Origin of the sequence: Trabulsiella odontotermitis, from assembly GCF_030053895.1 — a bacterium.
GTDB classification, from domain to species: domain Bacteria; phylum Pseudomonadota; class Gammaproteobacteria; order Enterobacterales; family Enterobacteriaceae; genus Trabulsiella; species Trabulsiella odontotermitis_C.
This window is the reverse complement of the sequence record NZ_CP125781.1, coordinates 3,476,338-3,497,279: the sequence shown is the minus strand read 5'-3', so window position 1 is coordinate 3,497,279 and position 20,942 is coordinate 3,476,338. Positions and strand designations below refer to the sequence as shown.

23 protein-coding genes are annotated in these 20,942 nt (G+C 55.5%); 14 read left to right on the top strand and 9 right to left on the bottom strand.

Going from position 1 to position 20,942, the window contains the following annotated elements; translation table 11 throughout:
• Positions 1–44 precede the first annotated feature (44 nt).
• The 6 genes from tgt (at position 45) to QMG90_RS16555 (ending at position 5,593) form a co-directional block, all read left to right on the top strand.
• Entirely contained in the window at positions 45–1,172 is a 1,128-nt protein-coding gene (gene tgt, locus QMG90_RS16580; RefSeq protein WP_054180489.1) for a tRNA guanosine(34) transglycosylase Tgt, read from the top strand.
• A gap of 22 nt (positions 1,173–1,194) precedes the next feature.
• Entirely contained in the window at positions 1,195–1,527 is a 333-nt protein-coding gene (yajC, locus tag QMG90_RS16575; protein WP_038155154.1) for a preprotein translocase subunit YajC, read from the top strand.
• A 27-nt stretch (positions 1,528–1,554) separates the two neighbouring features.
• Positions 1,555–3,402, top strand: a complete 1,848-nt coding sequence (gene secD, locus QMG90_RS16570) for a protein translocase subunit SecD (RefSeq protein WP_283280740.1) — start codon at positions 1,555–1,557, stop codon at positions 3,400–3,402.
• A 10-nt stretch (positions 3,403–3,412) separates the two neighbouring features.
• On the top strand, positions 3,413–4,384 hold the full coding sequence (gene secF, locus QMG90_RS16565) for a protein translocase subunit SecF (protein WP_283280739.1): 972 nt from the start codon (positions 3,413–3,415) through the stop codon (positions 4,382–4,384).
• A gap of 128 nt (positions 4,385–4,512) precedes the next feature.
• The gene (locus QMG90_RS16560) at positions 4,513–4,881 is read left to right on the top strand and encodes a VOC family protein (RefSeq protein ID WP_283280738.1); all 369 of its coding nucleotides are present in this window, start codon (positions 4,513–4,515) and stop codon (positions 4,879–4,881) included.
• Positions 4,882–4,900: 19 nt separating this feature from the next.
• Positions 4,901–5,593: a helix-turn-helix transcriptional regulator gene (locus QMG90_RS16555; RefSeq protein WP_283280737.1), complete on the top strand. Its 693-nt coding sequence runs from the start codon at positions 4,901–4,903 to the stop codon at positions 5,591–5,593.
• Positions 5,594–5,635: 42 nt separating this feature from the next.
• Here QMG90_RS16555 and QMG90_RS16550 read toward each other — a convergent pair whose 3' ends face one another.
• Positions 5,636–6,520 carry a nucleoside-specific channel-forming protein Tsx gene (locus QMG90_RS16550; RefSeq protein WP_038155145.1) on the bottom strand — a complete coding sequence of 295 codons (885 nt, stop codon included), beginning with the start codon at positions 6,518–6,520 and terminating at the stop codon, positions 5,636–5,638.
• A gap of 314 nt (positions 6,521–6,834) precedes the next feature.
• Positions 6,835–7,380 (bottom strand): SadB/YajI family lipoprotein, encoded by a 546-nt coding sequence (locus tag QMG90_RS16545; protein WP_283280736.1) that lies wholly within the window; start codon positions 7,378–7,380, stop codon positions 6,835–6,837.
• Positions 7,381–7,531: 151 nt separating this feature from the next.
• Here QMG90_RS16545 and nrdR point away from each other — a divergent pair, with 151 nt between their 5' ends.
• The 6 genes from nrdR to pgpA all read left to right on the top strand — a co-directional run bounded on the left by nrdR (position 7,532) and on the right by pgpA (position 11,619).
• Positions 7,532–7,981, top strand: a complete 450-nt coding sequence (gene nrdR / locus QMG90_RS16540) for a transcriptional regulator NrdR (protein ID WP_038155143.1) — start codon at positions 7,532–7,534, stop codon at positions 7,979–7,981.
• Positions 7,982–7,984: 3 nt separating this feature from the next.
• Positions 7,985–9,091, top strand: a complete 1,107-nt coding sequence (gene ribD / locus QMG90_RS16535; RefSeq protein WP_283280735.1) for a bifunctional diaminohydroxyphosphoribosylaminopyrimidine deaminase/5-amino-6-(5-phosphoribosylamino)uracil reductase RibD — start codon at positions 7,985–7,987, stop codon at positions 9,089–9,091.
• Positions 9,092–9,165: 74 nt separating this feature from the next.
• Complete coding sequence (gene ribH / locus QMG90_RS16530; RefSeq protein WP_283280734.1) at positions 9,166–9,636, top strand: 6,7-dimethyl-8-ribityllumazine synthase; 471 nt, start codon at positions 9,166–9,168, stop codon at positions 9,634–9,636.
• Between the two features lie 21 nt (positions 9,637–9,657).
• Positions 9,658–10,077, top strand: a complete 420-nt coding sequence (nusB, locus tag QMG90_RS16525) for a transcription antitermination factor NusB (RefSeq protein WP_283280733.1) — start codon at positions 9,658–9,660, stop codon at positions 10,075–10,077.
• 71 nt (positions 10,078–10,148) lie between these two features.
• Positions 10,149–11,126, top strand: coding sequence for a thiamine-phosphate kinase (gene thiL / locus QMG90_RS16520; protein WP_283280732.1), 978 nt, complete (start codon positions 10,149–10,151; stop codon positions 11,124–11,126).
• The gene (gene pgpA, locus QMG90_RS16515; RefSeq protein WP_283280731.1) at positions 11,071–11,619 is read left to right on the top strand and encodes a phosphatidylglycerophosphatase A; all 549 of its coding nucleotides are present in this window, start codon (positions 11,071–11,073) and stop codon (positions 11,617–11,619) included. Before thiL ends, pgpA begins: the two co-directional genes overlap by 56 nt.
• Positions 11,620–11,662: 43 nt before the next feature.
• On the opposite strand, the gene QMG90_RS16510 is transcribed toward pgpA, so the two are convergent.
• The 4 genes from QMG90_RS16510 to xseB form a co-directional block, all read right to left on the bottom strand.
• Positions 11,663–12,637 carry an aldo/keto reductase gene (locus QMG90_RS16510; protein WP_283280730.1) on the bottom strand — a complete coding sequence of 325 codons (975 nt, stop codon included), beginning with the start codon at positions 12,635–12,637 and terminating at the stop codon, positions 11,663–11,665.
• Positions 12,638–12,703: 66 nt separating this feature from the next.
• Complete coding sequence (gene dxs, locus QMG90_RS16505) at positions 12,704–14,566, bottom strand: 1-deoxy-D-xylulose-5-phosphate synthase (RefSeq protein ID WP_283280729.1); 1,863 nt, start codon at positions 14,564–14,566, stop codon at positions 12,704–12,706.
• A gap of 25 nt (positions 14,567–14,591) precedes the next feature.
• Positions 14,592–15,491, bottom strand: a complete 900-nt coding sequence (ispA, locus tag QMG90_RS16500) for a (2E,6E)-farnesyl diphosphate synthase (protein WP_283280728.1) — start codon at positions 15,489–15,491, stop codon at positions 14,592–14,594.
• Positions 15,491–15,733, bottom strand: a complete 243-nt coding sequence (gene xseB / locus QMG90_RS16495; RefSeq protein ID WP_283280727.1) for an exodeoxyribonuclease VII small subunit — start codon at positions 15,731–15,733, stop codon at positions 15,491–15,493. Before xseB ends, ispA begins: the two co-directional genes overlap by 1 nt.
• Positions 15,734–15,929: 196 nt before the next feature.
• Between xseB and thiI the strand changes: the two genes are divergently transcribed.
• Positions 15,930–17,378 carry a tRNA uracil 4-sulfurtransferase ThiI gene (thiI, locus tag QMG90_RS16490; protein ID WP_283280726.1) on the top strand — a complete coding sequence of 483 codons (1,449 nt, stop codon included), beginning with the start codon at positions 15,930–15,932 and terminating at the stop codon, positions 17,376–17,378.
• Between the two features lie 62 nt (positions 17,379–17,440).
• Here thiI and yajL read toward each other — a convergent pair whose 3' ends face one another.
• The gene (yajL, locus tag QMG90_RS16485) at positions 17,441–18,031 is read right to left on the bottom strand and encodes a protein deglycase YajL (protein WP_283280725.1); all 591 of its coding nucleotides are present in this window, start codon (positions 18,029–18,031) and stop codon (positions 17,441–17,443) included.
• A complete protein-coding gene (gene panE / locus QMG90_RS16480) occupies positions 17,991–18,905 on the bottom strand; it encodes a 2-dehydropantoate 2-reductase (protein WP_283280724.1) in 915 nt (304 codons plus the stop codon). Before panE ends, yajL begins: the two co-directional genes overlap by 41 nt.
• A gap of 145 nt (positions 18,906–19,050) precedes the next feature.
• Here panE and QMG90_RS16475 point away from each other — a divergent pair, with 145 nt between their 5' ends.
• Positions 19,051–19,542 carry a YajQ family cyclic di-GMP-binding protein gene (locus QMG90_RS16475; RefSeq protein ID WP_038155115.1) on the top strand — a complete coding sequence of 164 codons (492 nt, stop codon included), beginning with the start codon at positions 19,051–19,053 and terminating at the stop codon, positions 19,540–19,542.
• Between the two features lie 27 nt (positions 19,543–19,569).
• Here the strand turns inward: QMG90_RS16475 and QMG90_RS16470 are convergent, their stop codons facing one another.
• Entirely contained in the window at positions 19,570–20,934 is a 1,365-nt protein-coding gene (locus tag QMG90_RS16470) for an MFS transporter (protein WP_283280723.1), read from the bottom strand.
• Between the last annotated feature and the right edge of the window lie 8 nt (positions 20,935–20,942).

The following is a 20,942-nucleotide window of genomic DNA, read 5'->3' as shown; positions in this document are numbered from 1 at the left end:
CAGGTTTAATCATCAGACTGTCTCTCTGATGCAGGAGAAATGTAGTGAAATTTGAACTGGATACGACCGACGGTCGCGCACGCCGTGGCCGCCTGGTGTTTGATCGTGGCGTAGTGGAAACGCCTGCTTTTATGCCTGTGGGTACCTACGGCACCGTTAAGGGCATGACGCCGGAAGAAGTTGAAGCGACCGGCGCGCAAATCATTCTCGGCAATACTTTCCACCTCTGGCTGCGTCCGGGGCAGGAGATCATGAAGCTGCACGGCGATCTCCATGACTTCATGCAGTGGAAAGGGCCGATCCTCACCGATTCCGGCGGCTTCCAGGTGTTCAGCCTCGGCGACATTCGTAAGATCACCGAGCAGGGCGTGCACTTCCGTAACCCGATTAACGGCGACCCGATTTTCCTTGATCCTGAAACCTCAATGGAAATTCAGTACGATCTCGGCTCCGACATCGTCATGATTTTTGATGAATGTACGCCTTACCCGGCAGACTGGGATTACGCGAAACGTTCGATGGAAATGTCCCTGCGCTGGGCGAAACGCAGCCGCGATCGCTTTGACGGGCTGGGCAACAAAAATGCGCTGTTTGGCATCATTCAGGGCAGCGTTTACGAAGATTTACGCGATATCTCTGTCAAAGGTCTGGTAGAGATTGGCTTTGATGGCTACGCTGTCGGCGGTTTGGCTGTTGGTGAGCCGAAGGCAGATATGCATCGCATCCTTGAACATGTTTGCCCGCAGATCCCGGCGGATAAACCGCGATACCTGATGGGCGTGGGTAAACCGGAAGACCTGGTGGAAGGTGTTCGTCGCGGCATTGATATGTTCGACTGCGTCATGCCGACGCGCAATGCCCGTAACGGTCATCTTTTTGTCACCGACGGGGTGGTGAAAATCCGTAACGCCGTACATAAAAGCGACACCAGCCCGCTCGATGCCGAGTGTGATTGCTATACATGTCGCAATTATTCGCGCGCTTACTTGCATCATCTTGACCGTTGCAACGAAATATTGGGCGCACGTCTCAATACCATTCATAACTTGCGCTACTATCAGCGCTTAATGGCTGGTTTACGCAAGGCTATTGAAGAGGGTAAATTAGAGAGCTTCGTGGCCGATTTTTACCAACGACAGGGTCGACCCGTTCCACCTTTGAACGTTGATTAATTTTAATAATGAGGGAATTTGAATGAGCTTTATTATTTCTGATGCGGTAGCGGCAACCGGAGCACCGGCGCAGAGCAGCCCGATGTCTCTGATCCTGATGCTGGTGGTTTTTGGTCTGATCTTCTACTTCATGATTTTACGCCCACAGCAGAAACGTACTAAAGAGCACAAAAAGCTGATGGACTCCATTGCCAAAGGTGATGAAGTGCTGACCAACGGTGGTCTGGTTGGCCGCGTAACCAAAGTGGCTGAAAACGGCTACATTGCTATCGCGCTGAACGACACCACTGAAGTGGTTATCAAACGTGACTTCGTAGCCGCCGTTCTGCCGAAAGGCACCATGAAGGCGCTGTAATCTTTCGTTTTCCCAAAGGGAACTGCCGTGTTAAACCGTTATCCTTTGTGGAAGTACATCATGCTGGTCGTCGTGATTCTCGTCGGCCTGCTTTACGCACTTCCCAACCTGTATGGTGAGGATCCGGCTGTTCAAATCACTGGCGCGCGCGGCGTCGCCGCCAGTGAGCAAACGCTGATCCAGGTCCAGAACACCTTAAAAGAAGAAAAAATTACCGCTAAGTCTGTGGCACTGGAAGAGGGCGCAATTCTTGCGCGCTTCGACTCCACTGACGTCCAGCTGCGCGCTCGCGAAGCGCTGGTGGGCGTGCTGGGTGATAAATACGTCGTGGCGCTGAACCTTGCTCCTGCTACGCCGCGCTGGTTAGCTGCTCTGCATGCGGAGCCGATGAAACTCGGCCTCGACCTGCGTGGCGGCGTTCACTTCCTGATGGAAGTGGATATGGATACCGCGCTCGGTAAACTGCAGGAACAGAATATCGATGGCCTGCGCAGTGATCTGCGTGAAAAAGGCATTCCGTATACTACCGTTCGCAAAGAGGCAAACTACGGCCTCAGCATCACCTTCCGCGACAGCGCGGCACGTTCTCAGGCGATTGACTATCTGGCGCCGCGTCACCGCGATCTGGTGATCTCCAGCCAGGGCGACAACCAGCTGCGCGCGGTGATGACCGACGAGCGTCTGAAAGAAGCCCGTGAATATGCCGTTCAGCAGAACATCAACATTCTGCGTAACCGCGTTAACCAACTGGGTGTTGCCGAGCCAGTGGTACAGCGTCAGGGCGCTGATCGTATCGTGGTTGAACTGCCTGGTATTCAGGATACGGCACGTGCGAAAGAGATCCTCGGCGCGACTGCGACCCTGGAATTCCGTCTGGTCAACACTAACGTTGATCAGTCTGCGGCGGCGTCTGGCCGTGTGCCGGGCGATTCCGAAGTGAAATCCACCCGTGAAGGTCAGCCGGTTGTCATGTACAAACGCGTGATCCTGACCGGTGACCATATCACCGACTCCACTTCCAGCCAGGATGAATACAACCAGCCGCAGGTGAACATTTCGCTCGACAGCGCCGGTGGCAACATCATGTCTAACTTCACCAAGGACAACATCGGTAAACCGATGGCGACCCTGTTTGTGGAGTACAAAGACAGCGGTAAGAAAGATGCCAACGGTCGTGCGGTGCTGGTGAAAGAGGAAGAGGTGATTAACATCGCCAATATCCAGTCTCGTCTGGGTAACAGTTTCCGCATCACCGGGATCAACAACCCGAACGAAGCGCGTCAGTTGTCATTGCTGCTGCGTGCAGGCGCGCTGATTGCACCGATTCAGATCGTTGAAGAGCGTACCATTGGTCCAACGCTGGGTCTGCAGAACATCCAGCAGGGTCTCGAAGCCTGTCTGGCGGGGCTGGCGGTTTCTATCATTTTCATGATCTTCTTCTATAAGAAGTTTGGTCTGATCGCGACAAGCGCGCTGGTGGCGAACCTGATCCTGATTGTTGGCGTGATGTCGCTGCTACCTGGCGCGACGCTGAGTATGCCGGGGATTGCGGGTATCGTGCTAACCCTTGCGGTGGCCGTCGACGCCAACGTTCTGATCAACGAACGTATCAAAGAAGAATTGAGCAACGGGCGTACGGTTCAACAGGCTATCGACGAAGGGTATCGTGGGGCGTTTAGCTCGATTTTCGATGCGAACATCACGACGCTGATTAAAGTGATCATCCTGTACGCGGTCGGTACCGGGGCCATCAAAGGCTTTGCGATCACGACCGGTATCGGTGTCGCGACGTCCATGTTTACCGCTATCGTCGGTACCCGTGCCATCGTGAACCTGTTGTACGGCGGCAAGCGCATTAAAAAGCTGTCTATCTGAGGAGTGCGTTGTGGCACAGGAATATACAATTGAACAATTGAACCACGGCCGTAAAGTCTGGGACTTTATGCGCTGGGACTACTGGGCTTTCGGCATCTCAGGTTTGCTGCTCGTGCTGGCTATCGTCGTGATGGGCGTACGCGGGTTCAACTGGGGTCTCGATTTCACCGGTGGTACGGTTATCGAAATCACGCTGGAAAAACCAGCGGATATGGACCAGATGCGTGAAGCGCTGGAAAAAGCAGGCTTTGCTGAGCCGCAATTGCAGAACTTCGGCAGCAGCCGCGACATCATGGTGCGTATGCCGCCAGAGCATGACGCGAATGGTAGCCAGGCGCTGGGCAGCAAGGTCGTGAGCGTCATCAACGAGTCCACCAGCCAGAACGCGACGGTTAAGCGTATTGAGTTTGTGGGCCCGAGTGTGGGTGCCGATCTCGCTCAGACCGGTGCGATGGCGCTGATGGCGGCGCTGCTGTCTATCCTCGTCTACGTCGGCATCCGCTTTGAGTGGCGTCTGGCGGCAGGGGTCGTTATTTCGCTGCTGCACGACGTTATCATCACCCTTGGGGTGCTGTCGCTGTTCCATATCGAAATCGACCTGACCATTGTGGCGTCGCTGATGTCAGTCATCGGTTACTCGCTGAACGACAGCATCGTGGTCTCCGACCGTATCCGTGAGAACTTCCGCAAGATCCGTCGCGGTACGCCTTACGAGATCTTTAACGTGTCGCTGACCCAGACGCTGCACCGTACGTTGATTACTTCCGGGACAACCTTGATGGTTATCCTGATGCTGTACCTCTTCGGTGGTCCGGTGCTGGAAGGCTTCTCGCTGACCATGCTTATCGGTGTCACCATCGGTACCGCATCGTCCATCTACGTGGCTTCGGCGCTGGCGCTGAAACTGGGCATGAAGCGTGAGCACATGCTGCAGCAGAAAGTGGAAAAAGAAGGGGCGGATCAGCCGTCAATTCTGCCGTAACTGCGTAAATACGTGCTGAATAAAATCCCGGTCATCTGATCGGGATTTTTTTTGCACACTCCTGACACTATGCTGTCAGGAGGCCTGTCATAGACTCCTTATGTACCCACCCAACCCCTGGAGTCACTATGAACAACATCATCAACTGGTTTGAAATTCCGGTCACCGACCTGAAACGCGCAATGGCTTTCTACGAGCCGGTCATGCAGCTTTCACTGCGCCATGAAAACATGTCCAATATCGAGATGGCGATATTTCCGTATCAGGATCCGGCCACTGGCGGCGCGCTGGTGAAGTTTGAACATTTCGCACCATCGGCCCAGGGTTGTATTATCTATTTACATACCCGCGATCTGAACGCGACGCTGGAACGCGTGGCCGCTGCCGGTGGCGAGTGTGTTTTTGGTCCGCTGGAATTACCCAATAACATTGGCGCTATTGCCCTGTTTATGGACAGCGAAGGCAACCGCATTGGCCTGCATCAGCCGCCGCTTTAACGTCTGACCCGGAGAGATCATGTCCCGACGCGCCGACCGACTCTTTCAGATTGTGCAGATCCTGCGTGGCAGGAGGCTGACGACGGCGGCGCTGTTGGCAGAGCGTCTGGGTGTCTCCGAACGGACGATTTACCGCGACATCCGCGATCTATCTGTCTCCGGCGTGCCGGTGGAAGGCGAGGCCGGGAGCGGTTACCGGTTGATGGACGGCTTCGATCTACCACCGCTGATGCTGACCACTCACGAATCGGAAGCGCTAATCGTGGCGATTCGCCTGCTAAAAACCTGGGGGGGCGAAACGCTGTCGCTGGCGCTTGAGTCGGCACAGGAAAAGATCCTCGCGATCCTGCCGGATGAGCGTCGGCGTAAAGCGGAACAAACGCGTATTTTTGCGCCCGATATCGGTTTGCCGTCGCACTCCCGCAGCGTGTTCGATCAAATCCATCACGCGATCTCCGCCCAGCAGGTGCTGGCGCTGCATTATCGTGATGAGTCGGGGCAGTTGTCATGGCGCAACGTGCAGCCGCTGGGGCTGTTTTTCTGGGGCGAGCACTGGCTGTTGGTGACCTGGTGTGAACGGCGGGAGGATTACCGCTGCTTCCGGCTCGATCGCTGCCTGAATATCACCACGCTGGACAGACGCTTCAGCGAGCAGGCAGATCGCTCGCTCAGCGACTTTTTACGTAAGGTAAAGCGGGTCGACACACATTAAAAAAGCCAGCGCGAAGGCTGGCTTTTTTCAGCAGGACGGGGATCAGAAGTTGTAACCCACGACCAGGTAACCACCCCAGCCGGTGGAACGAACGCTGAAGTCGCCTTTGCCGAAGTTCAGGCTGGCGTCGTCCGCCCACTGACCGCCGTTGTGCCAGTAACGGGCAACAACAGAGTAATGCCAGTGATCGTAGTTCAGCGCCAGGATGTGGCTGGAGGCGATGGAGTTGCTGGTACGCGCGTGCTTCCCGTTGTTGTCGTAGAAATTATCGTCGCCCAGGTCAGAACCCCAGTCAAAGTTAGTAAAGCCGATGTAGCTCAACTGGCCGCCCCACAGTTGGGTGATAGGCACGAAGTATTTCACTTTGAAACGGTAGCCGTCCCACTCGTTTTCGTTGGATGCGCCATAGTTCTGCCACTGGTATTTCGCATACACGTTCAGCGACAGGCTCATCGGCAGACCGGTTTCAACATCGGTACCCAGACCCATGTACCAGGTGCTTTGCTCCTGAGAGTCATTGCGGCCCATATCGTAGATATAGTTATTCGCGAAATACCACTCTTTGAACGGACCAAACGCCAGGCTGGTGCCGGTCAGCTTATCAATAGAGAAACGCGGTTCGATTTCCATAAACAGCGGAGAACCGTTGTTCCAGATCCCTTTTGCGTCAGTGTTACCACCGAAGAAGACCGGCGCATCGATGTAACCATAGAAATCAAACCAGTCTTTTTTGGCAAAGGCTTCATATTCAAGGTACGTATCGTTGCGGATCTGCGGTCCAAAGCGGGTGTGGTAACTGCCTACCACGTTAACGCTCTGGTGCCACCAGTCGGAGAGATATTGCGGTTTGTCGTTTTCTGCCGCGCTGGCAGTGAAAGATGCGGAAAGCGCCAGTGCAGCACCGGCTGCCAGTAATGTTTTTTTCATCATTTTGCCACTGATTAAAACCCCTGAGCGGGGGAGTTATAAGAGTCGTTTTAACGTTTCTGAATGTTTCGTGTTTCTGCGTGCCTATTATAGAAATCATTGCTCACAAAAATATGTCTTGTTTCACAGATCTCTCATTCACGTAATCGATTGCGTTCACGTTTGCGTGCTTTGGCAGGCCGGGATTGTACTGAGATTGTTAAAAGTTGCCAATCGATAGCGGCTGAAAAGAAGACTTAGTCCGGCGGGTTGATGCGTATTTAGACAAAGGTAGCCGGATGGCAGTGACACCATCCGGTTATTGAGTGATGGGGTTAAGGCTGAACGGCAGGCTGGATGTCGTGAATGCGCACGAAACCTAACTGATCCGGCGTGATGCCGTTGAGCTGGAGGGGGATATCCACGTCGCTCGGCGCCAGCGTGCTGGCCGGTGCGTTGATCAACTGGTTCTGTACGTTAACTTCCTGAAAACTTTCTGTGGTACCCTGGATTTGACCCCATTCGACGGTGCCGCTAAAGGCGGGCAGTGGATCATTCGATTCGCCCTGAATGCGCAGCGTTACCCGGGTGCCCTGCGCGTTTTGCGCCGCGTTCAGCAGTGACATCCGCAAAGTGCCAATCTGGCTCTCAAGGCGTGCAGGGGTGTTGGAGCCAGGCAGTAAATAGACGCCGTTGCTGGACTGCGCATTTAGCCGATTCTGCTGCGTAATTTTTACCGTTTCCTTGTTAAGCTGCGTCATCTCTTTGTTCAGCGTACTCACACTTTGATGCATTTGACGCACTTCGCTTTGCTGCGCACAGGCGCTGAGGGAAAAGAGGCTTCCCACCAGGAGAATTCTTAGGTAACGTCTTGTCTTCATCTCATTTTTCCTTGAAACCATCGTTGGCTTAATGGTAGCCAGCAAAGCACTTTCAGACATCTGCTGTTTGTCTCAAAAAGCGCTCTTCCTTTGTTGTCGGGTCAGAACAGGGTAAAATGGATTTCAGTTAATTCGACAATCAGGACGCGCTATGCATTGCCCATTTTGTTTCGCCGTAGATACAAAAGTCATCGATTCACGCCTGGTGGGTGAAGGCTCGTCGGTTCGTCGCCGTCGGCAGTGTCTGGTGTGCAACGAACGTTTCACCACGTTTGAGGTGGCTGAACTGGTGATGCCGCGCGTGGTGAAGAGTAATGACGTCCGCGAGCCATTCAATGAAGATAAACTGCGCAGCGGCATGCTGAAAGCGCTGGAAAAGCGCCCGGTCAGTTCCGATGATGTCGAAATCGCGCTAAATCATATTAAATCGCAGCTGCGTGCCTCCGGTGAGCGTGAAGTGCCGAGCAAAATGATCGGTAATCTGGTGATGGAGCAACTGAAGAAGCTCGACAAGGTCGCCTACATCCGCTTTGCCTCGGTCTATCGCAGCTTTGAAGATATCAAAGAGTTCGGCGAAGAGATCGCCCGTCTACAGGATTAAGCCATGTCGGATGAAATTTACATGGCGCGTGCGCTGAAGCTGGCGCAGCGCGGTCGTTTCACCACGCATCCCAATCCCAACGTGGGGTGCGTCATTGTTAATCATGGCGAGATCGTCGGCGAAGGGTTTCACTATCGTGCAGGCGAACCGCATGCTGAAGTGCATGCACTGCGTATGGCGGGGGAGAAGGCGAAAGGCGCGACCGCCTATGTCACCCTGGAGCCGTGTAGCCACCACGGGCGCACGCCGCCGTGCTGCGACGCGTTAATCGCCGCCGGCGTGTCGCGGGTTGTGGCGGCCATGCAGGATCCTAACCCGCAGGTCGCAGGTCGCGGTCTGCACCGCCTGAAGCAGGCCGGCATTGAAGTCAGCCACGGGCTGATGATGAGCGAGGCCGAGGCGCTGAACAAAGGCTTCCTGAAGCGTATGCGCACCGGTTTCCCTTATATTCAACTCAAGCTTGGCGCATCGCTGGATGGCCGTACCGCGATGGCCAGCGGCGAAAGCCAGTGGATCACGTCGCCCGCTGCCCGCCGTGACGTACAACGACTGCGTGCGCAAAGCCATGCCATTCTGACCACCAGCGCAACCGTGCTGGCAGACGACCCGGCGCTTACCGTGCGCTGGGACGAGTTAGACAGCCAGTCTCAGGCCAGTTACCCGCGTGAAAATCTGCGCCAGCCGCTGCGTATTGTGCTCGACCGTACCGGGCAGGTGACGCCGGAACACCGCATTGTGCAGCAGGCGGGAGAAACCTGGCTGGTGCGCGCGCAAGAAGATGACCGTCAATGGCCGGAAAACGTCCGCGCGTTGCAGATGTCTGAGCATAACGGCCATCTCGATCTGGTGTTACTGATGATGCAACTGGGCAAAGCGCAAATTAACAGTCTGTGGGTGGAAGCCGGGGCGACCTTTGCCGGGGCTCTGCTACAGGCGGGTCTGGTGGATGAGCTGATTGTCTATCTTGCGCCTACACTGTTAGGCAGTGATGCCCGTGGATTATGTGCACTGCCGGGGCTTGAGAAACTGGTTGACGCCCCCCATTTGAAATTCAACGAGATACGGCAGGTCGGCCCTGATCTGTGTCTGCATTTGACGTCTGCGACATAAAGTAAGCAGTGCGCAAAAGATTATGATAAAATCCGCCCCCCTGCGGGGCCATAATGAACCCGTAAAGGAAAAGTATGAACATTATCGAAGCACCCGTTGCTACCCCAGACGCCCGCGTTGCCATCACCATTGCGCGTTTCAATAACTTCATCAACGACAACCTGCTGAACGGTGCGCTTGACGCCCTGAAACGTATTGGTCAGGTCAAAGATGAAAATATTACCGTGGCGTGGGTGCCTGGCGCATACGAACTGCCGCTGGCCGCAAGCGTAATGGCGAAGACCGGTAAATTTGATGCGGTTATCGCGCTGGGTACGGTGATCCGCGGCGGTACTGCACACTTCGAATATGTAGCCGGTGGTGCGAGCAATGGCCTGGCGCACGTCGCTCAGGATTGCGATATCCCGGTTGCTTTTGGTGTTCTGACCACTGAAAGCATTGAACAAGCCATCGAACGCGCTGGCACTAAAGCCGGTAACAAAGGTGCAGAAGCTGCACTGACCGCGCTTGAAATGATTAATGTATTGAAAGCCATCAAGGCCTGATTTTTTTGTAAGGGGAATTCCGTGAAACCTGCTGCTCGTCGCCGCGCCCGTGAGTGTGCCGTCCAGGCGCTTTACTCCTGGCAGTTGTCCAAAAACGACATCGCTGATGTTGAATACCAGTTCCTGGCGGAACAGGACGTGAAAGACGTTGATGTTCTGTATTTCCGTGAACTGCTGACCGGAGTGGCGACTAACAGCGCATATCTCGACGGCCTGATGAAGCCGTACCTGTCCCGTCTGCTTGAAGAGCTGGGTCAGGTTGAGAAAGCGGTGCTGCGTATTGCGCTTTTCGAACTGGCTAAACGTGATGATGTGCCGTACAAAGTGGCCATCAACGAAGCCATCGAACTGGCAAAAACCTTCGGTGCGGAAGACAGCCACAAGTTCGTCAATGGCGTGCTGGATAAAGCAGCTCCGGTAATTCGCCCCCACAAAAAGTAATCGACAGGCCGGAGATTGAGAGTCAGCTCTTCATCTCCGGCTTTTTTATTTCTTCTGCTGAGGCATAACGTATGGCATGCGGTGAATTTTCCCTGATTGCCCGTTATTTTGATCGCGTGAGAAGCTCTCGTCTCGACGTCGATACAGGCATCGGCGACGACTGCGCTCTCCTCAATATTCCGGACAAACAAACGCTGGCGATCAGCACAGATACGCTGGTTTCTGGCATTCATTTCTTACCCGATATCGATCCTGCTGATCTGGCGTATAAAGCGCTGGCGGTTAACCTGAGCGATCTGGCGGCGATGGGTGCCGATCCAGCGTGGTTGACGCTGGCGCTGACCCTGCCGACGGTGGATGAACCCTGGCTACAGGCGTTCAGCGACAGCCTGTTCGAACAGCTCAACTATTACGATATGCAGCTGATTGGCGGCGATACCACGCGTGGTCCGTTGTCGATGACACTCGGCATCCACGGTTTTGTGCCGGTAGGCCGCGCCCTGAAACGATCCGGGGCGAAACCGGGCGACTGGATCTGCGTCACCGGGACGCCGGGCGACAGCGCGGCGGGACTGGCAATTTTGCAGGATCGCCTGCAGGTGAACGCGACAGACGACGCCCGCTATCTGAAGCAGCGGCACTTGCGGCCAACGCCACGTATTCTGCACGGTCAGGCACTGCGCGATCTCGCCAGCTCGGCTATCGATCTGTCTGATGGCCTGATTTCCGATCTCGGTCATATCCTGAAAGCCAGCCGCTGCGGCGCGCGACTCGATCTCAATGCGATGCCGTATTCCGATGCGATGCGGCGCCATGTCGATCCGGAGCAGGCGCTGCGCTGGGCGCTGTCGGGCGGAGAAGATTACGAGCTCTGTTTCACGGTGCCGGAGCTGAACCGTGGTGCGATGGATGTTGCTGTCGGGCATTTAGGCATTCCGGTTACCTGCATCGGGCAAATCAGCGCGGAAGTGGAAGGGCTGCATTTCCAGCGAGATGGCAAAAATATTACGCTGGACTGGAAAGGGTACGATCATTTTGACGCGCACTAAAGATGTTGCCAAAAGCCGCCTGAATTTGCTCAATCCGTGGCATTTACTGGCGACGGGATTTGGCAGTGGTTTAAGCCCGATTGTCCCGGGCACGATGGGGTCGCTGGCGGCGATCCCGTTCTGGTATCTGATGACCTTTCTGCCATGGCAGCTCTATTCGCTGGTGGTGATGCTGGGGATCTGTATCGGCGTTTATCTCTGTCACCAGACGGCGAAAGACATGGGCGTACATGATCACGGCAGCATTGTCTGGGATGAGTTCATTGGCATGTGGATCACGTTGATGGCGTTGCCGACCAATGACTGGCAGTGGGTTGCGGCGGGGTTTGTGATTTTCCGTATTCTCGATATGTGGAAGCCGTGGCCGATTCGCTGGTTTGATCGCAACGTCCACGGCGGTATGGGGATCATGGTGGATGATATCGTCGCTGGCATTATCTCTGCCGGGATTTTGTATCTGATTGGCCACCACTGGCCGATTGGGCTGTTTTAAATTTGCGCCGGGTGGCAGTTTCGCCTTACCCGGCGGCAAAAAACTATTTAAACCCGACCACCGGGTGCGGCTGGTACGGCGTTTCCAGTTCGGCGATTTGCTCCGGTTTCAGTGTTATATCGACTGCATTCAGCAACTCATCAAGCTGTTCTTTTCTGGACGTACCAATAATCGGTGCAGCCACACCGGGTTTGCTCAGCAGCCACGCCAGCGCAACCTGCGCACGGGTGGCACCCAGATCCTCAGCGATCGCGGCCAGCCGTTCCGCAATTTGCGCGTCGTTGTCTTCCGTCGTGCTGTAGAGCGTTTTGCCGAACTCATCCGATACCAGTCGTGCTGTGGTTTCTCCCCACGGGCGGGTTAAGCGCCCGCGCGCCAGCGGACTCCAGGGGATCACCGCCACACCTTCTTTGTAGCACAGCGGCAGCATCTCCCGCTCTTCTTCGCGGTAAATCAGGTTGTAGTGATCCTGCATGGTGACGAACGGTGCCCAGCCGTGCTGCGCCTGCAGGGCAAGCGCCTGGGCAAACTGCGACGGGTGCATGGAGGAGGCGCCGATGTAACGCGCTTTACCCGCTTTGACCACGTCGTTCAGTGCTTCGAGGGTTTCTTCGATGGGCGTGTTGTAATCCCAGCGGTGGATTTGCAGCAGATCGACATACTCCATACCGAGACGTTTAAGGCTATCGTCGATGGAGCGCAGGATCTGGGCGCGGGACAAACCTTCCGCTAAATCACCGACCTGATGAAATACTTTGGTGGCGACCACAATGTCGTCACGGCGGGCAAAATCGCGCAGCGCGCGGCCAACAATCTCTTCACTGCTGCCGTCGGAGTAGCTGTTGGCGGTGTCAAAAAAGTTGATGCCGCCTTCCAGCGCCCGCTGGATGATCGGGCGGCTGCTCTCTTCCGGCAGCGTCCAGGCATGTCTGCCGCGATCGGGCTCACCGAACGTCATGCAGCCGAGGCAAAGACGGGAAACCTTAAGATCTGTTTTTCCTAACGTATTGTATTTCATGGTTCCACTCCTGCTGATGGCTCAAAATTGTACCGTTAAGCATAGCAGGAGCGGAAAGGGGAGGGATTATGCCAGCCAGGAGGCGATTTTCGCTGCAATTCCTGCGGCATCGAGGCCGATTTCCGTGCGCGCTTCTTCTTGCGTGCCTTGCGGAATAAAGAAATCCGGCAGACCCAGATTCAGCACCGGAACGGGCTTGCGATGGGCCATCAGGACTTCATTAACGCCGCTACCTGCTCCACCCATAATAGCGTTTTCTTCCAGCGTGACCAGCGCTTCATGTTGCTCCGCCATTGCCAGAATCAGCTGTTCATCCAGTGGCTTAACGAAGCGCATGTCGACCAGCGTCGCGTTCAGTTTTTCAGCCACCGCTGCTGCTTCCGGCAACAGCGTACCGAAATTGAGGATAGCCAGCTTTTCGCCTTCGCGTTTGATAATGCCTTTCCCCAGCGGCAGTTTCGCCAGTGGCTGGAGTTCAGCGCCAGTACCGTTGCCGCGAGGATAACGCACTGCGCAAGGCCCTTCGTTATAGTGATAACCGGTGTAGAGCATCTGGCGACATTCGTTTTCGTCGCTCGGTGTCATGATCACCATCTCCGGGATGCAACGCAGGAAAGAGAGGTCAAACGCGCCCTGGTGCGTCTGGCCGTCGGCACCGACGATACCCGCGCGATCAATAGCAAACATCACCGGTAGTTTCTGGATCGCCACGTCGTGGATCACCTGATCGTAAGCGCGCTGCAGGAAGGTGGAGTAAATCGCCACCACTGGCTTGTAGCCGCCGATCGCCAGGCCTGCGGCGAAGGTGACCGCATGCTGCTCAGCAATCGCCACATCAAAGTACTGATCCGGGTATTTTTTGGAAAACTCCACCATCCCGGAGCCTTCACGCATGGCAGGCGTGATGGCCATTAATTTGTCGTCTTTGGCGGCGGTTTCGCACAGCCAGTCGCCAAAAATTTTCGAATAGCTCGGCAGACCGCCGCTGCTTTTCGGTAATTTTCCGCTGGTATGGTCAAATTTCGGCACCGCATGGAAGGTGATTGGGTCTTTTTCGGCAGGCTCATAGCCACGCCCTTTTTTGGTCATGATGTGCAAAAACTGCGGGCCTTTCAGGTCACGCATATTTTTGAGGGTGCTGACCAGTCCCAGCACGTCGTGTCCGTCAACCGGGCCGATGTAGTTAAAGCCCAGCTCTTCAAACAGCGTGCCTGGCACCACCATCCCTTTAATGTGTTCTTCGGTGCGTTTGAGCAGCTCTTTAATCGGCGGTACGCCGGAGAAGACTTTTTTGCCGCCTTCGCGCAGGGTGGAATAGAGTTTGCCGGAGAGCAGTTGCGCCAGATGGTTGTTCAGCGCGCCAACATTTTCGGAAATCGACATTTCGTTGTCGTTGAGGATCACCAGCATATCCGGTTTGATATCGCCCGCGTGGTTCATCGCCTCAAATGCCATACCGGCGGTAATGGCACCGTCGCCGATCACACAGACCGTCCGGCGCTGTTTGCCTTCTTTCGCGGCAGCAATCGCAATGCCGCTGCCCGCAGAAATGGAGGTCGACGAGTGACCGACGCTCAGCACGTCATACTCGCTCTCACCGCGCCACGGGAACGGGTGCAAACCGCCTTTCTGACGGATAGTGCCGATCCGATCACGACGCCCGGTCAGGATTTTATGCGGGTACGCCTGATGCCCGACATCCCACACCAGCTGATCAAAAGGCGTGTTATAGACGTAATGCAACGCCACGGTGAGTTCCACCGTGCCAAGCCCGGAGGCGAAATGCCCACTGGAACGGCTCACACTGTCGAGCAGGTAGCGACGCAGTTCGTCGCACAGTTTCGGCAGGCTCTCTTTCGGCAACAGGCGTAGCTCTTGAGTCGAGTCCACCAGCGCCAGCGTCGGGTATTTGGCAATATCAAAGCTCATCAGAAACTCATCGTGGTTCTAGTGTTTATTTATCACGCTGGATTATATAGTCCGCTAGCGCTTCCAGTGCCGTGGTATCCAGTGATTGGGCGGCCAGCTGGTTCAGCGACTGGCGGGCATCTTCAATCAAATCACGGGCTTTCGTCCGGGCCTGCTCAAGGCCCAGCAGTGCGGGATAGGTGCTCTTTCCGAGCTGCTGGTCAGCGCCCTGGCGCTTTCCAAGCGTGGCAGTATCCCCCACCACATCAAGAATGTCATCCTGAACCTGGAACGCGAGGCCGATGCTTTGCGCGTAGCGATCCAGTACCGGCAGGACGGCGCGGCCTCGTTCTCCGGCGCTCAGAGCCCCGAGACGGACAGCCGCGCGGATCAGCGCGCCGGTCTTGTGACGATGAATGCGTTCCAGCGCGGCGAGATCCACATGCTGGCCTTCGGCGGCGAGATCCAGCGCCTGACCGCCGCACATGCCCGCCACGCCACTGGCCTGCGCCAGTTCAGAAATCATCGCCAGGCGATCGCGATCATTGACGTCAGTCATCGGTGCATCGCTGAGTATAGAAAATGCCAGCGTTTGCAGGGCATCACCCGCCAGAATGGCGTTCGCTTCGCCGAATTTAATATGACAGGTGGGTTGCCCGCGGCGTAAGTCATCGTCGTCCATTGCCGGAAGATCGTCATGCATCAGCGAATAGGCGTGAATGCATTCTACCGCGGCTGCCGGAGCATCAAGGGTTTCCAGACTGACGCCGAACATACTACCGGTGGCGTACACCAGGAAAGGACGCAGCCGCTTTCCGCCTAATAATGCGCCGTAGTGCATGGCTTCAACCAGCGGAGTGTTCTGAAACGGCTGCGGATCGATGAAACGATGCAGGGCGTCATTCGCCCGAGTCACGCACGCCTGTAATTGTTGCGAAAAATCCATTACTCAGCGTCCGGGGTGAAAGGGGACAGTGGGGCATCTTCGCTTTCCGCCAGCAGGATTTGTACACGCTGCTCGGCCTGTTGCAGTTTACTTTGCCCCTGACGCGCCAGTTGGACGCCGCGCTCAAATTCATTCAGCGCCTCTTCCAGCGGAAGCTCGCCGCTTTCCAGGCGAGTGACGATTTGCTCAAGCTCGTTCAGCGAAGTTTCAAAGCTGGCAGGGGCTTCATTTTTCTTTGGCATAGTGAATGTCTGACTCTATTTTAGGGCGACCACACTATGGTAGCGAAGTCAGGTCGCCAGGGAAATAACGCATAATGGTAACGCGCAGGTTGGTAACGAAGGTGATATACTTCCGCGCCTGGATGCAGCCGCAGGTATGGGCTGCAATATTTTTTTGTCATGCAAACCCAGGGTTTGCCAACGAACCATTGCCGCCATGAAGTTTATCATTAAATTGTTCCCGGAAATCACAATCAAAAGCCAATCTGTGCGTTTGCGCTTTATTAAGATGCTAACCGGTAACATTCGTAACGTTCTGAAGCACTACGACGAGACGCTTGCCGTCGTTCGCCACTGGGATCACATCGAAGTCCGTGCGAAAGACGAAAACCAGCGTCCTGCTATCCGTGACGCGCTGACCCGCATTCCCGGTATTCACCATATTCTTGAAGTCGAAGATGTGCCGTTCACCTCAATGCACGACATCTTCGAGAAAACGCTGGACGCCTGGCGTGAGAAGCTGGAAAACAAAACCTTTTGCGTGCGCGTAAAACGTCGCGGTAAGCATGAGTTTAGCTCCATTGAAGTGGAACGTTATGTCGGCGGCGGTTTAAATCAGCATGTTGAGTCCGCGCGCGTGAAACTGACGAACCCGGACGTCACGGTCAATCTGGAGATTGAAGATGATCGTCTGCTGCTGGTGAAAGGGCGCTACGAAGGCATTGGCGGTTTCCCTATCGGCACCCAGGAAGATGTCCTGTCGCTGATTTCCGGCGGTTTCGACTCCGGCGTTTCCAGTTATATGCTGATGCGTCGCGGCTGCCGCGTTCATTACTGTTTCTTTAACCTTGGCGGCGCGGCGCATGAAATCGGCGTTCGTCAGGTGGCGCACTATCTGTGGAACCGCTTCGGCAGCTCGCACCGTGTGCGTTTTGTGGCGATCAATTTTGAACCAGTGGTCGGCGAGATCCTCGAAAAAATCGATGACGGTCAGATGGGCGTGGTGCTGAAACGCATGATGGTACGCGCGGCGTCAAAAGTGGCAGAGCGTTACGGTGTGCAGGCGCTGGTGACCGGTGAAGCGCTGGGGCAGGTTTCCAGCCAGACGCTGACCAACCTGCGTCTTATCGATAACGTCTCGGATACGCTGATCCTGCGCCCGCTGATTTCCTACGACAAAGAGCACATCATCAACCTGGCGCGTGAAATCGGTACCGAAGACTTTGCCCGCACGATGCCGGAATACTGCGGCGTGATTTCGAAAAGCCCGACGGTAAAGGCGGTAAAAGCGAAGATCGAAGCGGAAGAAGCGAATTTTGATTTCAGTATCCTCGATACCGTCGTTGCTGAAGCCAGCAACCTTGATATCCGCGACATCGCGCAACAGACCAGCCAGGACGTGGTCGAAGTGGAAACCGTGAACGGTTTCGGTGCCAACGATGTGATCCTCGATATTCGCTCTGTTGACGAGCAGGATGACAAGCCGCTGAAAGTGGAAGGCATTGACGTGGTCTCGCTGCCGTTCTACAAGCTGAGCACCCAGTTTGGCAATCTCGATCAGAGCAAAACCTGGTTGCTGTGGTGTGAGCGTGGTGTGATGAGCCGTCTGCAGGCACTGTACCTGCGTGAGCAGGGCTTTACCAACGTGAAAGTGTATCGTCCGTAATCGTTATGCCGGGTGGCGGCGATGCCTTACCCGGCCTACGGACGTTGTAGGCCGGGCAAAATCTACTCGTAATAATTATAAATTCCTGCCGCCATCACCAGTTGCGACGCCACTTCGTGGGCTTTCTCGCGGCCGACCAGCAGATCGATAATCTTCAGCGCAAAATCAATCGCCGTACCCGGTCCCTGGCTGGTGAGCAGATTAACCCGCGGATCCCAGACCACGCGTTTGTCCTGCCATTGCTCTTCGGGAATCGTCTCTTTAAGCCCCGGATAGCCGGTCATATTGCCGATGGGAAAGAGATCGTGCGGTACCAGCACGGTACCTGCGGCGGCGCAGATTGCCGCGACGATACGCCCGGAGAGATGAAACTGCCTGACCGTCTCGACCAGCAACGGGCTGTCGCGGAACGCTTGCGCCCCTTTCAGACCGCCCGGCAGGACAATCACGTCGAAATCGCCGTCAGCGACCTGAACCAGCGGCGCATCGGCCAGCAGTTTCACGCCGCGTGAGCAGGTCACTGTCAGGTTGCCATCGCTGGCGACACTGGCTGTGGTGACCGCGATCCCGCCGCGCACCAGCAGATCGATAGTGGTGACCGCTTCGGTCTCTTCACTCCCAGGGGCGAGACATACCAGTGCTGACGCGCTCATATTCATTCTCCTTACGTTTAATCAGTTCGTAGAGTCTGGCGTTTTCCGGCACGCTGATGCCGTGGGCGCGCGCGCGTTTAAGCAGATAACCATTGATATAGTCTATTTCAGTATGGCGCAGGGCACGAACGTCCTGCAGCATCGAGGAGATATTTCCCGCAGTGCTCTCCACCACCTGCCAGACGTAAAAAAGCAAATCGTCCTGGCTGGCGTGATGCCCTTCGCGCTGCATCACCGCTGCCACTTCGTGACAAATGGCCGCCACTTCCTGCGGATAATTCACCAGCGCGCCATTCGGGCAGTCATAGACCACAGTCAGCGGGTTAACCACACAGTTAACCGCCAGCTTTTTCCAGCTCGAGGCGCCCATATCATTGTGCCAGGCGACATCGGGTAACGCGGCCTGCAGCGTATCGGCCAGAAAGCTGTAATCGCGCGCTGCCGCATTTGCCGGGCCAATGTGGGTGGTGCCATTGGCAACATGAACAATCACATTCCCGTCGCGGCGCGCCGCGTGCGTGGTCATGCCTGTCAGCAGCGGCTGTTGTAACGCACCCAGCTCATCCAGCGTTCCCATCCCGTTATGCAGCAGCAGGACTGGGCAACGGGCGGGCAACTGGCTGGCGAGGTTTTTCACCGCCGTTGAGACCTGCCAGGCCTTGAGTGTGACCAGCAGAAGGTCACTATTTTGCAGAAACTCAGGGTCGTTGGCCGTCAGCAATTCGTTGAAGACGCTACCGTCGACTTCCTGCAGGTTCACGCTGCACCACGGTTGTGGAACGCGCAGCCATCCCTGCACTTCATGGCCCTGGCGATGCAGAGCGTTCAGCCAGAGCTGCCCGAGGGCGCCGCATCCCAGCACGGTAATCTTCATTTTTCCTCCTCACCTGCCGCGATCACAGGCGTTATCCCTGTCAGTATAGCGCTATCAGCTATCCTTCAGACACAGGCATAACAGGTTGTGTTATCTCAGGTTGCAGGTATTATGCATCGCATCAAAAAGAGAGGGAGAGTAAAACATGCCATCTTTCGATATTGTTTCTGAGGTTGATATTCAGGAAGCGCGTAATGGCGTCGAAAACGCCGTGCGTGAAGTGGAGACCCGCTTCGATTTCCGTAATGTTGAAGCGACCATTGAACTGAATGAAAAGAATCAGACCATTAAGGTGCTGAGCGAGTCCGATTTCCAGGTCAATCAGTTGCTTGATATCCTGCGTGCAAAACTGCTGAAGCGCGGCATTGAAGGCAGTTCCATTGAGGTGCCGGAAGAGTTTTTGCACAGCGGCAAAACCTGGTCCGTGGAAGCAAAACTGAAAACCGGCATTGACAGCGCCGTGGCGAAGAAAATCGTTAAGCTGATTAAAGACAGCAAACTGAAAGTGCAGACGCAAATTCAGGGCGAGGAGATCCGCGTGACGGGCAAATCGCGTGACGATCTGCAATCCGTGATGGCGCTGGTGCGCGGCGGCAATCTCGGCCAGCCGTTCCAGTTTAAAAACTTTCGCGATTAATAAAAAAAGCGGGTTTCCCCGCTTTTTTTATGCCGGTTTCATCGCCTGCTCGACCTCAAAGCGATTCGTCACCTTGTTGTCGATTTTCACATATACCGTGCGTTCTTTCGCCACAACCAGCGCTTCGCTGACCCCCCTGGTCGCCAGTAAGCGTGCCTGAAGCGACGCATCGGCCTCCACGTCGTCAGGAATTTCCACCCGCAAGCTGCTGACGTACGGCGGTTCGCTCATCGTCATGGCAACCAGCAGCCAGAGTGTGGCCAGTAGCGCGCCGACTAAAAATACCGTTTGCGAATCAAAGAAGCCGTCGAGCCAGCCGCCCAACGAGCCGCCGATGGCCACGCCGAGGAACTGGCTGGTGGAGTAGACGCCCATCGCCGTGCCTTTATACCCGGCAGGAGATTCTTTGCTGATAAGCGACGGCAGCATCGCTTCCATCAGGTTGAAGGCGAGGAAAAAGATCTGTACGCCCGCCACCAGTTCCCAGAAGAAATCGCCCGCGCCCCAGAGCACAATTTCGGCGATAAGCAGGATCGCCACGCAGACCAGAAAAACCCGCTTCATGCGGCGTTTTACTTCCGCATAGATGATGAATGGCACGACGGAGACAAATGAAATCAGCATCGTCACCAGATAGAGTTTCCAGTGTTCTGCGGCGGGGAAACCCGCGGCTTCCAGCTGGCCGGGCAGGGCAACAAAAGTCGACATCAGCAGAATATGCAGACACATGATGCCGAAGTTGAGTTTTAGTAATTTGGGTTCGGCAAGCACTTTGCGGAAACTGTCTTTGACCATTCCCGATTCGCGGTTCAGAACATGACTGCTGCTGTTTGGCACCACCCACAGCGTGAGGGCAATGCCGAGTAAAGCCAGCACCGCAATCATCCAGAACAGGGCATGCAGACCCAGCGCATTGGTAATAATGGGCCCGAGCACCATGGCGATGGCGAAGGTAATGCCAAAGCTGACGCCGATAAAGGCCATCGCTTTAGTGCGATTCTGTTCGCGTGTCAGGTCAGACAGCAGCGCCATCACCGCGGCGGCAATGGCGCCGGACCCCTGCAGGGCACGGCCCAGGATCACGCCCCAGATGGAATGAGACAGCGCGGCGATGATACTGCCAACGGCAAAGACCAACAGCCCACCGATAATCAGCGGTTTGCGACCAATACGATCAGAAAGCAGGCCAAAGGGGATCTGAAAAATCGCCTGCATCAGCCCATAGATGCCTATCGCAATACCAATCAGCGCCTGGCTCGCCCCCTGAAGCGCCATGCCGTAGGTGGTAAGAACAGGCAGAACCATGAACATGCCAAGCATGCGCATCGAGAATACTGTCCCTAAACCCCAGGTCGCGCGCAATTCGACTGGCGTCATTTTAAAATCGTTCATTCCAACCT

Coding starts and splice junctions, on each gene's coding strand:
- nrdR (WP_038155143.1), top strand. CDS start 7,532: ATGCATTGCCCATTTTGTTTCGCCGTAGATACAAAAGTCATCGATTCA.
- QMG90_RS16475 (WP_038155115.1), top strand. CDS start 19,051: ATGCCATCTTTCGATATTGTTTCTGAGGTTGATATTCAGGAAGCGCGT.
- ribH (WP_283280734.1), top strand. CDS start 9,166: ATGAACATTATCGAAGCACCCGTTGCTACCCCAGACGCCCGCGTTGCC.
- yajL (WP_283280725.1), bottom strand. CDS start 18,031: ATGAGCGCGTCAGCACTGGTATGTCTCGCCCCTGGGAGTGAAGAGACC.
- QMG90_RS16510 (WP_283280730.1), bottom strand. CDS start 12,637: ATGAAATACAATACGTTAGGAAAAACAGATCTTAAGGTTTCCCGTCTT.
- QMG90_RS16470 (WP_283280723.1), bottom strand. CDS start 20,934: ATGAACGATTTTAAAATGACGCCAGTCGAATTGCGCGCGACCTGGGGT.
- panE (WP_283280724.1), bottom strand. CDS start 18,905: ATGAAGATTACCGTGCTGGGATGCGGCGCCCTCGGGCAGCTCTGGCTG.
- thiI (WP_283280726.1), top strand. CDS start 15,930: ATGAAGTTTATCATTAAATTGTTCCCGGAAATCACAATCAAAAGCCAA.
- xseB (WP_283280727.1), bottom strand. CDS start 15,733: ATGCCAAAGAAAAATGAAGCCCCTGCCAGCTTTGAAACTTCGCTGAAC.
- QMG90_RS16560 (WP_283280738.1), top strand. CDS start 4,513: ATGAACAACATCATCAACTGGTTTGAAATTCCGGTCACCGACCTGAAA.
- ribD (WP_283280735.1), top strand. CDS start 7,985: ATGTCGGATGAAATTTACATGGCGCGTGCGCTGAAGCTGGCGCAGCGC.
- yajC (WP_038155154.1), top strand. CDS start 1,195: ATGAGCTTTATTATTTCTGATGCGGTAGCGGCAACCGGAGCACCGGCG.
- pgpA (WP_283280731.1), top strand. CDS start 11,071: ATGGCAAAAATATTACGCTGGACTGGAAAGGGTACGATCATTTTGACG.
- ispA (WP_283280728.1), bottom strand. CDS start 15,491: ATGGATTTTTCGCAACAATTACAGGCGTGCGTGACTCGGGCGAATGAC.
- dxs (WP_283280729.1), bottom strand. CDS start 14,566: ATGAGCTTTGATATTGCCAAATACCCGACGCTGGCGCTGGTGGACTCG.
- QMG90_RS16550 (WP_038155145.1), bottom strand. CDS start 6,520: ATGAAAAAAACATTACTGGCAGCCGGTGCTGCACTGGCGCTTTCCGCA.
- QMG90_RS16555 (WP_283280737.1), top strand. CDS start 4,901: ATGTCCCGACGCGCCGACCGACTCTTTCAGATTGTGCAGATCCTGCGT.
- thiL (WP_283280732.1), top strand. CDS start 10,149: ATGGCATGCGGTGAATTTTCCCTGATTGCCCGTTATTTTGATCGCGTG.
- QMG90_RS16545 (WP_283280736.1), bottom strand. CDS start 7,380: ATGAAGACAAGACGTTACCTAAGAATTCTCCTGGTGGGAAGCCTCTTT.